Annotated in this window: 8 protein-coding genes; 4 read left to right on the forward strand and 4 right to left on the reverse strand. The window is 72.4% G+C overall.

All coding sequences use genetic code 11. The features are described from left to right. Window positions 1-39: 39 nt before the first annotated feature. The 4 genes from BJ961_RS21935 (at window position 40) to BJ961_RS21950 (ending at window position 6,374) form a co-directional block, all read left to right on the forward strand. Window positions 40-990, forward strand: coding sequence for an ABC transporter permease (locus tag BJ961_RS21935; RefSeq protein ID WP_271414512.1), 951 nt, complete (start codon window positions 40-42; stop codon window positions 988-990). Next, window positions 990-2,984 carry a dipeptide/oligopeptide/nickel ABC transporter permease/ATP-binding protein gene (locus BJ961_RS21940; protein ID WP_271414513.1) on the forward strand — a complete coding sequence of 665 codons (1,995 nt, stop codon included), beginning with the start codon at window positions 990-992 and terminating at the stop codon, window positions 2,982-2,984. Before BJ961_RS21935 ends, BJ961_RS21940 begins: the two co-directional genes overlap by 1 nt. Beyond that, window positions 2,981-4,000: an oligopeptide/dipeptide ABC transporter ATP-binding protein gene (locus BJ961_RS21945; protein WP_271414514.1), complete on the forward strand. Its 1,020-nt coding sequence runs from the start codon at window positions 2,981-2,983 to the stop codon at window positions 3,998-4,000. The genes BJ961_RS21940 and BJ961_RS21945 overlap by 4 nt, the downstream gene beginning before the upstream one ends. 94 nt (window positions 4,001-4,094) lie before the next feature. Beyond that, on the forward strand, window positions 4,095-6,374 hold the full coding sequence (locus tag BJ961_RS21950; protein WP_271414515.1) for a PI-PLC domain-containing protein: 2,280 nt from the start codon (window positions 4,095-4,097) through the stop codon (window positions 6,372-6,374). Window positions 6,375-6,394: 20 nt separating this feature from the next. Here BJ961_RS21950 and BJ961_RS21955 read toward each other — a convergent pair whose 3' ends face one another. The 4 genes from BJ961_RS21955 to BJ961_RS21970 form a co-directional block, all read right to left on the reverse strand. Next, on the reverse strand, window positions 6,395-9,787 hold the full coding sequence (locus tag BJ961_RS21955; protein ID WP_271414516.1) for a CARDB domain-containing protein: 3,393 nt from the start codon (window positions 9,785-9,787) through the stop codon (window positions 6,395-6,397). A 376-nt stretch (window positions 9,788-10,163) separates the two neighbouring features. Further along, complete coding sequence (gene argG, locus BJ961_RS21960) at window positions 10,164-11,609, reverse strand: argininosuccinate synthase (protein ID WP_271414517.1); 1,446 nt, start codon at window positions 11,607-11,609, stop codon at window positions 10,164-10,166. A gap of 58 nt (window positions 11,610-11,667) precedes the next feature. Then, window positions 11,668-13,107 (reverse strand): NAD-dependent succinate-semialdehyde dehydrogenase, encoded by a 1,440-nt coding sequence (locus BJ961_RS21965; RefSeq protein ID WP_271414518.1) that lies wholly within the window; start codon window positions 13,105-13,107, stop codon window positions 11,668-11,670. Next, window positions 13,104-14,369, reverse strand: a complete 1,266-nt coding sequence (locus tag BJ961_RS21970) for an aspartate aminotransferase family protein (RefSeq protein WP_271414519.1) — start codon at window positions 14,367-14,369, stop codon at window positions 13,104-13,106. Before BJ961_RS21970 ends, BJ961_RS21965 begins: the two co-directional genes overlap by 4 nt. Window positions 14,370-14,519: the final 150 nt, after the last annotated feature.

The raw sequence follows: 14,519 nt of genomic DNA on the forward strand, positions 1-14,519 counted from the left end.
CGGACGGCGGCCCCCGCCCCAATCGCTAGGAACCTCACGATGGTTGCATTCCTCCGGCTCGCGCTGCGCCGCGTCGCGATGATGCCGGTGATGGTCCTCGGCATCGCGCTGCTGGTCTTCGTGGTCCTCCAGTTCTCGCCGACCGACCCCGCGTACAACGCGCTGGGCGAGTCGGCGAGCCCCGAGGCGCGAGCGGCGTTCGCCGAGGCCAACGGTCTCAACGACCCCCTGCCCGTGCGCTACTTCGCCTTCCTCGGCGATCTGGTGCGGGGGGACCTCGGCGTCACGATGTCGCCCAGTCAGCCCATCACCGACCGGATCGCCACCGCGTTCCCGCTCACGCTGCAGCTGACCCTGCTCGGCCTCGCGCTCGCCGTCGTGCTGGCGCTGGTCTTCGGTGTCCTCAGTGCCGTCTACCGCGACCGCTGGCCGGACCAGGTCTTCCGGGTGCTGTCGATGGCCGGCATCGCGCTGCCCTCGTTCTGGATCGGTGTGCTGCTCATCCAGCAGTTCGCGCTGAACATGCCGCTCTTCCCGACCGGCGGCTACGTCAACCCGGCCGACTCCTTCTCCGGCTGGATCGAGAGCATGGCGCTGCCCGCGTTCTCCCTCGCCCTGCCCGTCGCCTCCTCGCTGGCCCGCCTCATCCGCACCTCGATGGTCACCGAACTCGACCGCGACTACGTGCGCACCGCCAAGGGCAGCGGCCTGCCGCCGTTCCTGATCATCCGGTCGGTGCTGCGCAACGCCCTGGTCACCCCGCTGACCGTGCTCGGCGTCAAGGTCGGCTACATGCTCAGCGGCGCCGTCGTCATCGAGGCGATCTTCGACCTGCCCGGCATGGGCAAGCTGATCCTCGAGGGTGTCAACGGCGGCGACGTCGGTCTGGTCCAGGGCACCGTGCTCACCATCGCGATCGCCTTCCTCGCGGTCAACGTCGTCGTCGACCTGCTCTACCTGCTCGTCAACCCGCGCATCAGGACGGTGTGATGTTCGCTCCACGCTCCCTCGCCGGGCGTCTCGCCCGGCCCGGCACCCGCCTGCGCCGGCTGCCCGTGCCCTCCCGGATCGCCCTCGGCATCCTCCTCGTGGTGGTGCTCGGCGCGGTGTTCGCGCCGCTGCTCACCCAGGACCCGCTCGCCACCGGCATCCCCGCGCAGGCGCCGGGCGCCGACCACTGGTTCGGCACCGACCGGGCCGGGCGCGACGTGTTCGCCCGCGTCGTGCACGGTGCGCGCTACTCCCTGGTCATCGGCCTCGGCGCGACCCTGCTCGCCCTGGTCCTCGGCTCCGCCCTGGGCGCGCTGGCGGCCACCTCGCGCAAGCTCGCCGACGAGTCGGTGATGCGCACGCTCGACGTCGTGATGTCCTTCCCGCCGATCGCGCTGGCCGCCGTGCTCGTCGCGGTCTTCGGGCCCAGCGTGCCGGTCATCATCTTCACCATCGCGTTCGTCTACTCGCCCTCGCTCGCCCGCGTGGTGCGGGCCAACGTGCTGGAGCAGTACGGCGAGGACTACGTCGCCGCCGAGCGGGTCATCGGCGCCCGCCGCGGCTACATCGTGGCCCGGCACGTCGCCGTCAACTGCGCGGCGCCGATCCTGGTGTTCGCGACGGTCATGGTGGCCGACTCCATCATCTTCGAGGCGAGCCTGTCCTTCATCGGCGCCGGTGTGCAGGACCCCGACCCGAGCTGGGGCAGCGTGCTGGCCTACGGCCGGCAGATCCTGCTGTCCGGCGGCTGGTGGGCGACCCTCTTCCCCGGCCTGTGCGTACTGGTCACGGTGCTCGCGCTGAACGTGCTCTCGGAGGGCATGACCGACGCCGCCGCCTCCCCGGACCGCTCGCGCACCGGCGGCACCGACGCCGACGACAACGCCGGCGCCCCCGCTCCCGCGACGGACGAGGCCGAGGTCAACGCCGCGCTCGCCGAGCTGGCGACCCGGCTGGAGGCCATGGAGCCCGCCGTGCCGCCGCTCGCCGAGGACGCGGCCGACCTGCTGGTCGTACGGGACCTGTCCATCCGCTTCCCGGACCGGTACGGCGACACCCGCGTCGTCGACGGCATCTCGTTCACCGTCCGCGAGGGCGAGACCCTCGGCCTGGTCGGCGAGTCGGGCTGCGGCAAGTCGATCACCAGCCTCGCGATCATGGGCCTGCTGGCCCGCAACGCCGAGGCCGGGGGCGAGATCCTCTACCGGGGCCGGGACCTGCTGAAGCTGGCGCCCAAGGAGCGCCGGGCGCTGATGGGTCCGGAGATCGCGATGGTCTACCAGGACGCCATGTCGTCCCTGAACCCGTCCGTGCTGATCGGCACCCAGCTGAAGTGGCTCACCTCCCGCGGCGGCACCCGCACCCCCGCCGAGCTGCTCGAACTGGTCGGCCTCTCCCCCGAGCGCACCCTGCGCAGCTACCCGCACGAACTGTCCGGCGGGCAGCGCCAGCGGGTGCTGATCGCGATGGCCCTGTCCCGCAGCCCGCGCCTGCTCATCGCCGACGAGCCGACCACCGCCCTCGACGTCACCGTGCAGGCCCAGGTCGTCGAGCTGCTGGTCCGGCTCCGCGACGAACTCGGCTTCGCGATGGTCCTCGTCTCCCACGACCTGGCCCTGGTCGGCGACCTCGCCCACCGGGTCGCGGTCATGTACGCCGGTCAGGTCGCCGAGGCCGGTGACACCCGCGCGCTGCTGACCGACCCGGCGCACCACTACAGCCGGGGGCTGCTCGGCTCGGTGGTCTCCCTGGAGTCGGGTGCCGAGCGGCTGCACCAGATCCGCGGTGTGGTGCCGGCCCCGAAGGCGTTCGGTCCGGGCTGCCGGTTCGCGTCGCGCTGCGCCGCCGCCAGCGACCTGTGCGCCACCACCCCGCCGCCCGCCACCGACCGGGACGCCGGCCTCGACCACCTCTTCGCCTGCCACCACCCGGCGTCCGCGCACCGTCCGGCGTCCGCGAGCGGGTCGGCGAAGTCTCTGGAGGGAGCCCGATGACCGCCACCGAGGACAGCACCATGGACCCACTCGTCCGGCTCGACCGCATCCACGTACGGCACAGGGCCCGCAGCGGCGGCATCCTGCGCCGGGACTCCGTGCACGCCCTCACCGACGCCTCCCTGGAGGTCCGGCGCGGCGAGATCCTGGGTCTCGTCGGCGAGTCGGGCTGCGGCAAGTCCACGCTGGCCCGCGTGGTGACCGGGCTGCAGCGCCCCACCGAGGGACACGTGTACTTCCGTGGGCAGGACCTGTGGACGATGGGCGCCGCCGAGCGCCGTACCGGGTTCGGGGCCTCGGTCGGCGTGGTCTTCCAGGACGCCTCCACCGCCCTCAACCCGAGGCTGCCGGTGCGCCGGATCCTGCGCGACCCGCTGGACGTGCACCGGCGCGGCACGCGGGCCGAGCGGGAGGCGCGGGTGGAGGAACTCCTCGAACTGGTCGGACTGCCCGGCCACACCCTGGACGCGCTGCCGGGCCAGCTGTCCGGCGGTCAGCGCCAGCGCGTGGCCATCGCGCGCGCCCTGGCGCTTGAGCCGGAGCTGATCGTCGCGGACGAGCCCACCAGCGCCCTGGACGTGTCGGTCCGCGCCCAGATCCTCAACCTGCTGGTGGACCTGCGCGCCCGGCTCGGGCTCGGCATGGTGTTCATCTCGCACGACGTGCAGACGGTGCGCTATCTCGCGGACCGCATCGCGGTGCTGTACCTGGGCCGTGTGGTCGAGGAGGGCGGCGCCGCCGAGGTGTCCGGTGCCTCCCGCCACCCGTACACCGAGGCGCTGCTCTCCGCGACGCCGAGCCTGCTGGAGCGCCCCGAGCGGATCGTGCTGCACGGTCCGGTACCCTCGGCCACCAACCCGCCGTCCGGCTGCCCGTTCCGGACCCGCTGCTGGAAGGCGGACGACGCCTGCGCCACCGCCTTCCCGGCGGCGACGGAGGGCGCCGAGGGACATCGGTGGCACTGCGTCCATCCGCAGGAGAGCGCCGCCCCGGCGGAGGCCGGACGCGGAAACTGACGGGTATCGGCCGGCCCGGGCCGGGGCATGCGTGTGAGGGTGCCCCGCCCGGGCACCGTGCGGCACGACGGTCGGCTGATACGAGAATGGTTCCATGAACGCACTGGTTCGGCGCTCGCCCTGGGTCGAGGTGCTGGCGTGGTGCGTGGCGGTGCTGAGCCTGACCGTCCTGGCCGCGGCGGCCGTCGTGCGCAGTACGGTGCTCGACGCCGGGTTCTACGACCAGGTGCTGGAGGACGAGCGGGCCTACCAGCGGTTCTACGACGAGGTGCTGGTGGACCCGGGCAGTTCGCCCTTCACCAGCGACCTGCTGGAGCGGCTGCCCGTCCCGCAGTCGACCATCACCTCCAACCTGAAGGTCGTGATTCCGCCCGAGACGCTGCGGACCATGGGCGAGGGGCAGATCGCGGAGATGGTCCACTACCTGGAGGGCGACCGCGACCGGCTGCGGATCACGGTCGACCTGGAGCCCGTCGTCGCCAACGTCGAGCGGCTCAGCCAGGCGTACTTCGGTGATGCCGTCGCCGCGCTGCAGAAGCGGTCCGAACCCGACTTCCAGGCCTTCGTGCAGCGCCTGTCCGAACTGGTGGCACGGGTGGTGGCCGGTGAGGCACCGCTGGACGAGCTGCCGACGCTGCCGCTCTCCCACGGTCAGGCCGTCGCGGCCACCGACGCGCTGATGACGCTGGTGCCGGACGGCTCGCGGGCCGGTCTCCGGCCCACCGTGCGGACGGCGCTGGACCGGGGCGACGTGGCCTCGGCCCTGGCCGCGCTCGCGCCGGTCGCCCTGACCGAACAGGTCCGGGACACCGCCGAGGAGCTGCTGCGGGAGGCGAGGGCGGGCACGTGGGTCGTGACCGTCGACATCGATCCCCGGGCCGAGGCGCTGGCGCCGCTGAACCGTGCCCGCAACGTCACGCGGCTCTTCCAGGACGTGGTGGAACCGGCGGCGGCCGTGCTGTGCGCCGCCGCGCTCGCCCTGCTGTGGTTCTCCACACCCTCACCGGCCAAGCGCCGGCTGATGCCGCTCGGCTGGGTGCCGGCCGCCGCCGCGTCGCTGATGGCGTTGACGGTGCTCGTGCTGCGGCTCACGCTGGGCGACTCGCTGTTGGGCACCCCGCCCTCGTGGCCCCCGGCGGCGTCGGGGCTGCTCGCCGACATCGAGGCCGCCGCCGTGGACCGGCTGCTCACCACGGCCGTCGTCGTCGCGGTGATCCTGCTCGCCGCGGGCGCCCTGCTGATCGCCGTGGGCTGGGCCTGGCAGACGCGGCCCAGCGTGCCGGTCCTCACCGACCCGCGACACGTCCCGGCGCTGACCTTCGCCGTCACCGCCTTCGCGCTCGTCGGGACGATGCTGGCGCCGGTGGCGATCACCGGGTCCTCCCCGCGCATCTGCCAGGGCAGCGCCGAGTTGTGCGACGCCCGCTACGACGAGATCGCCCAGCTGGCGTCGCACAACGCGATGGCCACGACGGCCGACCGGTTCATCGGCCCCCTCCAGGACCCCGACATCGTCGGCCAGCTGGGCGCGGGATCGCGGGTCCTGCTCCTCGACACGCACCGCTGGGAGCGGCCCGAGGAGGTGGCGGAGCGGCTGAGCACCTCGGACTTCTCCCCCGCCGAGCGCCGTCGGCTGACGGGGATCCTGGAGCGGGTCAACCCGCCCCACTCCGGCCTGTGGCTGTGCCACTCGGTGTGCGGCGCCGGGGCGCTCGAACTGGTGCCGACGCTGCGGCAGATCGGTGAGTGGCTGCGGGACAACCCCACGGAGGTCGTCACGCTGGTACTCCAGGACGGCGTGGACGCGGTGACGACCCAGGACGCATTCGTCCGGGCCGGGCTCTTGGACCTGCTGTACGAGCCGGACACGGACCCGGACCGCCCGTGGCCGAAGCTCAAGGACATGATCGACAGCGGCCGGCGGCTGGTCGTCTTCGCCGAGAAGGCGGACGGGCCCGCGCCCTGGTACCGGAACCTGTACCGGTACGCCATGGAGACGCCCTTCGCCTTCCGCAGCCCGGACGAGATGTCCTGCCTGCCCAACCGGGGCGGCGCGGACAAGCGGCTGTTCCTGCTCAACCACTTCGTCACGGCGGGCGGCGGACTGCGCCTCGACGCCGGGGTCGTCAACTCGCGGCAACGGGTGCTGGAGCGGGCGCACACCTGTGAGCGGCAGCGCGGCAGACCGGTCAACTTCATCGCGGTGGACTACGCGACGATCGGTGACGCGCTCGGCGCGGTGGAGGAACTGAACGCCGAGCGCCTCGAGGACGACACGCGCGTCCCGGTCGAACGGTCGCCGGACCGCATCCGGGGCGCGGAGGAGGTCCGGCGACGCGCTGGTGCTCCGCGCCGCCGGACGTCCTCGCACTGATCGCTGCCCGGGCCCGGCGTCTACCGGTTGACGCGGAACTGGGAGCCGGGTTCGATCCGCACGTCCTCCTTGGCCGAGTCGGTGATCGTGACGTCGGTCAGGGTGGCGCTGCCCCGGGCGCCGCCCATCGCGAGGATGCCGGATCCGTTGTTGGACTTGTCGATGCGGACGTTCTCGATCCTCACGTCCGGCATCGCGCCACCGCCGGTCTTGAACTGGATGCCGTCGTAGGTCGAGTCGAGGATCTCGGTGTCCCGGATGGTCACCCCCGGGATGTCCTGGCCCTGCGCGAAGAGGGTGATGGCGCCGAACTCCTGGTCCTCGTTCCAGAACGCGCCGCCCGTGCGGTGCAGGGCGTTGCCCGCGATGAGGGTCTGCCCGGAGAAGGGCAGCGGGTCGTGGTCGGTGGCGAGCATGATGCCGGGGTAGTTCATGGTGTCGGAGACGACGTTGTTCTCGACGGTGTTGCCGTGACCGCCGTACACCGCGATGCCGTTGGCCCGCCACGGCAGCTGGATCGTGTTGTTGCGGAAGTGGTTGTCGTGGCCGATGTCCACGGACGGGTCCTTCACGTACTTGTTGGCCCAGACCGCGAGCGAGTCGTCGCCGGTGGTGCGGAAGGAGGAGTTGTAGACGGTGGAGTCGCGGGTGCCGTTGGAGAAGTTGATGCCGTCGGCGTAGGTGTCCCGGATGCGCATGCCGGTGAACTCCAGGCCGTCGGCGGGGCCCCACAGCTCGGGGATGTTCGAGTAGTCGCGGCCGACCCAGACGCCGACGTTGGCGTGCTCGATCCACACGTTGCTGATCTTGGTGTTCTTGCCGAAGCGGCCGTTGAGCCCGACGCCGCCCTCCGCGTTGCCGTCGCCGCCGCGGATGGTGCCCGAGCCGAAGACGGCGAGGTCGGAGATCTGCGTGTTGTCGTCGATGTCGAAGCCGAAGTTGCCCTCGTGCGGGTGGTTGATGCCGCCGGCCTCCTGCGGCGGGGTCAGGGTGTGGAGCTGGGAGTGCCACATGCCGGCGCCCCGGATCGTGACGTCGCTGATGCCGACCTGGTTGTACTGGCCGCGGTCGAGCGGGTCGTCGGTGAGGATCTTCTGCTCCTGGCGCCACTGCCCGGCGGGGATCCACACGCAGTCGATCCTGCCGTTCTGGTCATCGGTGACGGCGCGCTGGATGGCGTCGGTGTCGTCGAGTCCGTCGCCGGGGACGGCCCCGTACTCGGTGATGGAGGTGCACTCGGCGGGCTTGGCCTTCGCGGGCGCGACCTGCTCCAGGTCGATCAGGTCGATGACGTAGTAGGCGGCCGAGTCACCGGCGTCGCGCTGGAGGCGGAACTCGGTGCCCTGCGGGAAGGTCCGGTCGAGGAGCGCGTGGGACTCGTCGAAGAGGCGCCGGGCGTCGCCGCCGGGCCGGTTGGTGAGGCCCTCGGGGTCGTCGGTGCTGCCGTACAGCCAGCTGTGCTTGGACGAGAGGTTGAGCTTCTGCACGAACGCGCCGTCGGCGTAGAGGCTGATGGTGGCCTCGGCTCCGCCGCCGCCCGGGGCGTCGGGGATGGAGTTGCGCACCACGATGGAGTTGGTGGGGGTGGTGGAGGTGAACTCGACGTACTGGCCGGCCGAGTCGAGCCGGACGGACTCGCGGCCCGAGGACTCGGTGCCGAAATTGGTGTGTCCGAAGGTGCGCTTGGCGTCGGTGGTGAGCAGGGTGCCGTCGTAGCGGCCGTCCTCCGCCTCGTACTCGGTGTACGGCACGGCGGCGCCGCGTCCGACGACGAGGGACTTGGCGAGCACGTTGTTGTTCTCGTTGGTCTCGGCGACCCGGGCGGTGGCGTCGGCGGTGGCGGTGAGGGTGACCCCGCCGCTCGTCGCCTTCCAGACGCCGCTGACCGGCACGTTCACCGTGGCGCCGGCCGCGATCTGCCCGGTGGTGCCGTCCAGGGTGGTGGAGCCGGCCTGGATCCGGGTCACCGTGCCCGCCTCGACGGCGCTGGTGCCGCGGTTGTGCACGGCGACGGTGAAGGAGACCTCGGCGCCGACGGCCGGGTTGGCCGGGTTGGTGGTGATGGAGCGCACTTCGAGGTCGGGTCCGGGTGCCCGGTCGACGACGAGGCGGTCGGTGGCGGCGCGGCTGTTGTTGGTGTCGTCCAGTTCGGCGACGGTGTCCCTCGGGTCGACGACCGCGGCGACCGCGTAGCTGCCGGCCGCGTGGGTGCCGGTGGCGACGGCGACCTCGGCGGACTCGCCGGGGTCGAGCGCGGGGACCGCGGCGCTGCCGGACGTGGTGCCCTCCACGGTGACCTCGGCGGTGGTGGCCTGGGAGGGCGCGGTGCCGGCGTTGCGAACCGTGGCGTTCACGGTGACCTCGTCGCGCTCGCTCGGGGCGGCGGGCGACCAGTCGAGGCCGGTGACGGTCAGGTCGGGCGCGGGTGCGGCGGTGCCGAGGACCTGGAACTCGGCGACCTGGCCGCCGGATGCGCCGGTGTTGGAGAAGAACCGGAGCCGTACGTCGCAGAACCGGCCGCTGACCGGGAGGGTCACCGCGTTGTCCTGGCCCGGGCTGAAGGCGTAGTCGGCGCGCTCGCGCAGCGAGGTGAACTCGCTCTCGCCCTGCGCCCGGCCGAGCACCTGGATGCTCTGGGTGCGGGCGGACCACACCGGGTCGGGGTTGAGCTTGACGACGACACCGCTGATGTCGGCGTCGGCGCCGAGCTTCACGGTGAGGTCGGCCGGGTTGCCGGCGGCCTCCCAGTACGTGGAGGTGGAGTCGTCGGTGGCGTTGGCGGCGACGTAGTTCTGGGTGGTGGAGGTGGCCTCGGCGGGCTTGTTGCGGGCGAGGTTGGTGCCGGTGGGCGGCGGGCCGGTGTCGACGTCGTCGCCGTACACCTCCAGTTCGGCCAGTTGGGCGGCGTTCCAGCCGGTGTTGCCGGTGATGTCGACGCGGACGTAACGGGCCTCGGCGGGTGAGTCGAGGTCGACGGCGACGGTGCCGGCCTGTGCCGGTCCGAACGCCCGTGCGTCCGAGGCGTCGAGGGTGCGGAACGTGGAGCCGTCGGTGCTGCCCCGCAGGGAGAGGGTCTGGGTCCGGTCCTCCCAGCCGGCGGGCAGTTTGAGGACGACCCGGTCGAGGTCGCGGGCGGTGCCGAGGTCGACCTGGAGCCACTCGGGGAAGGTTCCGGCCGGTCCCTCCCAGTAGGTGGCCTGCTGTCCGTCGGTGGCGTTGCCCGCCGGGTACGCGCCGTGCGAGCCGCCCGCCGTGGCCGGGCGGCCGAGGGCCAGGTTGACGTCGGCGGCGGCCGTCGCCCGGTCCGTCGCCGCGTGCGCGGTGGCCAGGGGCAGTGGCAGCAGCCCGACCGTCATCAGCCCGGCGACGGCGGCGCCCGTGAGCGTTCGCCGGCCGAGGGATCTCCGTCTCATGGGGGTCCTCTGTTCCGTGGGGAGTCGGGGAGGGCGCGACGGACCGGCAGTTGAGGAGAAGCACCGACTCTGCGCGCCAATTGAGCAGTACAGTCGATTCTTTGCGGAAAGTGCGTCATCAGGTTTCTAGCGCGTCACCCGTTTGTCAACGGTCGTGGATGAGCCCGGAGTTGATACGTAAACGACTTGCGTGGGTTGCGAAACACTTGCGTTGGCGTGAACTGGGCATCAAAGGCCGCCGCGAGAGGAACAGGCCGCTGGAAGCCCGCAACGCACGCAAGCCGTGCGCGAGGGAGAGAAACGGAAGGGCCGGCCCGGCGCCCTCAGGCGTCGAGCCGGCCCTTGCCGGTGCGGGGTTCCCCGGGGAGGGGGACGGTCAGTCCGTGCCGGACTCCATCGCGGCGCGGTCGAGCAGTTCGTCGTCGGCGGAGACCTCGCCGCGGGAGGCGATGGCCTGGGCGCCGCCCTCGGGCATGGCGCCGATCAGCCCGGTCGCGGCGGCCTGGGCGGCACCGATCGCGGGGTTGGCGGTGCCGATCAGACCGAGCCCGGCGTACTGCTCCAGCTTGGCGCGGGAGTCGGCGATGTCCAGGTTGCGCATGGTGAGCTGGCCGATCCGGTCCACCGGGCCGAACGCGGAGTCCTCGGTGCGCTCCATGGACAGCTTGTCCGGGTGGTAGCTGAACGCCGGACCCGTGGTGTCGAGGATCGAGTAGTCCTCACCGCGCCGCAGCCGCAGGGTGACCTCCCCGGTGATCGCCGAGCCGACCCAGCGCTGCAGCGACTCGCGGATCATCAGGGACTGCGGGTCGAGCCAGCGGCCCTCGTACATCAGCCGGCCCAGGCGCCGTCCCTCGGTGTGGTACTGCGCGAGGGTGTCCTCGTTGTGGATGGCGTTGACCAGGCGCTCGTAGGCCGCGTGCAGCAGGGCCATGCCGGGCGCCTCGTAGATGCCGCGGCTCTTCGCCTCGATGATCCGGTTCTCGATCTGGTCGGACATGCCCATGCCGTGGCGGCCGCCGACGGCGTTGGCCTCCATCACCAGGTCGACCGCGGAGGCGAACTCCTTGCCGTTGATCGTCACCGGGCGGCCCTGGTCGAAGCCGATGGTCACGTCCTCGGGGGCGATCTCGACCGACGGGTCCCAGAACCGCACGCCCATGATGGGCTCCACGGTCTCCACGCCGGTGTCGAGGTGCTCGAGGGTCTTGGCCTCGTGGGTGGCGCCCCAGATGTTGGCGTCGGTGGAGTACGCCTTCTCGGTGGAGTCCCGGTAGGGCAGGTCGTGGGCGACCAGCCACTCCGACATCTCCTTGCGGCCGCCCAGTTCGGTCACGAAGTCCGCGTCCAGCCACGGCTTGTAGATCCGCAGCTGCGGGTTGGCGAGCAGGCCGTACCGGTAGAACCGCTCGATGTCGTTGCCCTTGAACGTGGAGCCGTCGCCCCAGATCTGGACGTTGTCCTCGAGCATCGCCCGGACGAGGAGGGTGCCCGTGACGGCACGGCCGAGCGGCGTGGTGTTGAAGTAGGCCCGGCCGCCCGAGCGGATGTGGAACGCCCCGCAGGTGAGCGCGGCCAGTCCCTCCTCGACCAGCGCCTCGCGGCAGTCGACCAGGCGCGCGACCTCGGCGCCGTACGTCTTGGCACGGTCGGGCACCGAGGCGATGTCGGGCTCGTCGTACTGACCGATGTCGGCGGTGTACGTGCACGGGACGGCGCCCTTGTCACGCATCCACGCGACCGCGACGGAGGTGTCGAGGCCGCCCGAGAAGGCGATACCGACGCGCTCGCCGGTGGGGAGGGAGGTGAGGACCTTGGACATAGGAAGAGTATGCATGATTACGCATGACCATGCAAAGCCCCGTCCCGCGTCGACCGCGTCACCCCGTCGGCAGCGCCACGTACTGGTACTCCAGGAACTCCTCGATCCCGACCCGGCCGCCCTCCCGGCCGAGCCCCGACTGCTTGACGCCGCCGAAGGGCGCCGCGGGATTGGAGACCAGGCCGGTGTTGAGCCCGACCATGCCCACCTCCAGGCGTTCACTGACCCGCATGGCCCGGTCCAGGCCCTCGGTGAAGACGTATCCGACGAGCCCCCAGGGGGTGTCGTTGGCCCGGCGGACGACCTCGTCCTCGTCGTCGAAGGCGAGGACCGCCGCGACCGGCCCGAAGATCTCCGTGCCCATCAGCCGGCTCTCCGGGGACACGTCGGTGAGCACGGTGGGCGGGTAGAAGCAGCCCGGCCCCTCGGGCGTGTGGCCGCCGACCAGCACCCGGGCGCCGCGCTCCACCGCGTCGGCGACGAGTTCCTCGACCTTGGCGCGTCCGGCGGCGTCGATGAGCGGGCCGACGTCGACGCCGTCGCCGGTGCCCGGGCCCACCACGAGCGCCCCCATCCGCCGGGCCAGCCGGTCGGCGAACTCCCCGGCCACCGAGCGGTGCACGAAGAAGCGGTTGGCGGCGGTGCAGGCCTCGCCCATGTTGCGCATCTTGGCGACCATCGCGCCGTCCACGGCCGCGTCCAGGTCCGCGTCGTCGAAGACCACGAACGGCGCGTTGCCGCCCAGCTCCATCGAGGTCCGTACGACCGTGTCCGCGCACTGGGCGAGGAGCAGCCGCCCGACGGCCGTCGAGCCGGTGAACGACAGCTTGCGGATCTGCCCGCCCCGCAGCAGCGGTTCGCACACCTCCCCCGCCCTGGAGGTGGTGACGACGTTCAGCACCCCGTCCGGCAGCCCCGCCTCCTCGAGGACCGCGGCGAGGGCCAGGCCGGAGAGCGGGGTCTGCGGGGCCGGCTTGAGCACCGTCGTACAGCCGGCCGCGATCGCGGGGCCGATCTTGCGGGCGCCCATGGCGAGCGGGAAGTTCCACGGGGTGATCAGCAGACAGGGGCCGACCGGGCGCCGGGAGAGCAGCATGCGGTGGCGTCCGTCGGGCAGGACGCCGTGGCCGCCGTCGATCCGTACGGCCTCCTCCGAGAACCAGCGGAAGAACTCGGCGGCGTACGCCACCTCGCCCCGGGCCTCGGCCAGCGGCTTGCCCATCTCGGAGGTCATCAGGCGCGCGAGCGCGTCGGTGCGCTCCAGGACGATCTCGTACGCCCGGCGCAGGATCTCGCTGCGCGCCCTCGGTGCCGTACGGGCCCACTCCCGCTGCGCCTGGACCGCCGCCTCCTCGGCGAGCCGGGCGTCCTTGGGTCCCGCGTCGGCGACGTGGGCGAGGATCTCGCCGGTCGCGGGGTCGTCCACGGCCATGACGGCGCCGTCCACGGCGTCCACCCAGGCGCCGCCGACGAACAGTCGGGTGGGAGTGCCGCTCATGACCGGCCTCCCCGCGTGCCGGACTCGACGGCGGCGGCCCATGCCCGGAGCCCCTCGTCCACGGCCGTCTCGTCGATCACCAGGGCCGGGATCATCCGCACCACCTGGTTCCAGGCCCCGCAGAGCAGGAGCAGCAGGCCCTCGTCGACGGCGGCCCGCTGCACCCGGGCGGCGGTCTCGGGGTCCGGCTCGCCGTCCTCGGTGACGAACTCGCTCGCCAGCATCAACCCCATGCCCCGTACGTCGCCGACGGCCGGTGTACGGGCCGCGACGGCCTCCAGTCCGTGGCGCAGGCGCGCGCCCATCGCCTCGGCGTTCTCGACGAGCTTCTCGTCGCGTACGACGTCCAGTGTGGCGCAGGCCGCCGCGCACGCGACCGCGTTGGCGCCGTAGGTGCCGCCCTGCGAGCCGGCCCAGGCCTTGCGCATCAGCTCCTCGGGGGCGGCGATGCCGGACAGCGGGAAGCCGCTGGCCAGGCCCTTGGCGGTGACGAGGATGTCGGGGGTGACGCCGAAGTGCTCGTGTCCCCAGAACCGGCCGGTGCGGCCCACACCGGTCTGCACCTCGTCGAGGATCAGCAGGAAGCCGTGCCGGTCGGCCCGCTCCCGCAGCCCTTCGACGAAGGCGCGGTTCGCGGGGACGTACCCGCCTTCGCCGAGGACCGGCTCGACGACGACGGCGGCGGTGTCGGCGGGCGAGGAGATCGTCTGGAGGGTGTAGTCCAGTTCCCGCAGGGCGAAGCGGGTGGCGGTCTCCTCGTCCCAGCCGTAGCGGAAGGCCGTGGGGAAGGGGGTGACGACCACGCCGCTCATCAGGGGCGAGAACCCGGACCTGAAGCGGGTGCCGGAGGTGGTCATGGAGGCGGCGGCCACGGTGCGGCCGTGGAAGCCTCCGTGGCAGACCAGCACGTTGGGGCGGCCGGTGGCCTGCCGGGCCAGCCGCAGGGCGGCCTCGACCGCCTCGCTGCCGGAGTTGGTGAAGAACAGGCTGTCCAGGCCCTGCGGCAGCACCTCGCCGAGCTTGTCGACCAGGCGTCGCAGCGGCGGGTGCATGACGGTCGTGTACTGGCCGTGGATCAGGGTGCCGGCCTGTTCCTGGGCGGCGGCCACGACCCTGGGGTGGCAGTGGCCGGTGCTGGTGACGCCGATGCCGGCGGTGAAGTCCAGATAGCGGCGGCCGTCCTCGCCGTGGAGGTGGACTCCCTCGCCCCGGACCGCCACCACGGGGGTGGCCTGGCGAAGGTGCGGCGACAGTGCGGTCATGCTCGTCTCCCGGCCTGCTCGTCGGTCTCCTGCGGTCCCCCGAGCATGCCCGTGGCGGCGGCCGCGGCAACGCCTGATCTGTCCGGCGGGGGCGGCGTGTCCGGACGATGTGTCAACCGTTCGGCGCACCCGGCGCCGCCCGCCCGCGCC

The sequence above is a fragment of the Streptomyces lienomycini genome (assembly GCF_027947595.1).
Lineage (GTDB): Bacteria > Actinomycetota > Actinomycetes > Streptomycetales > Streptomycetaceae > Streptomyces > Streptomyces lienomycini.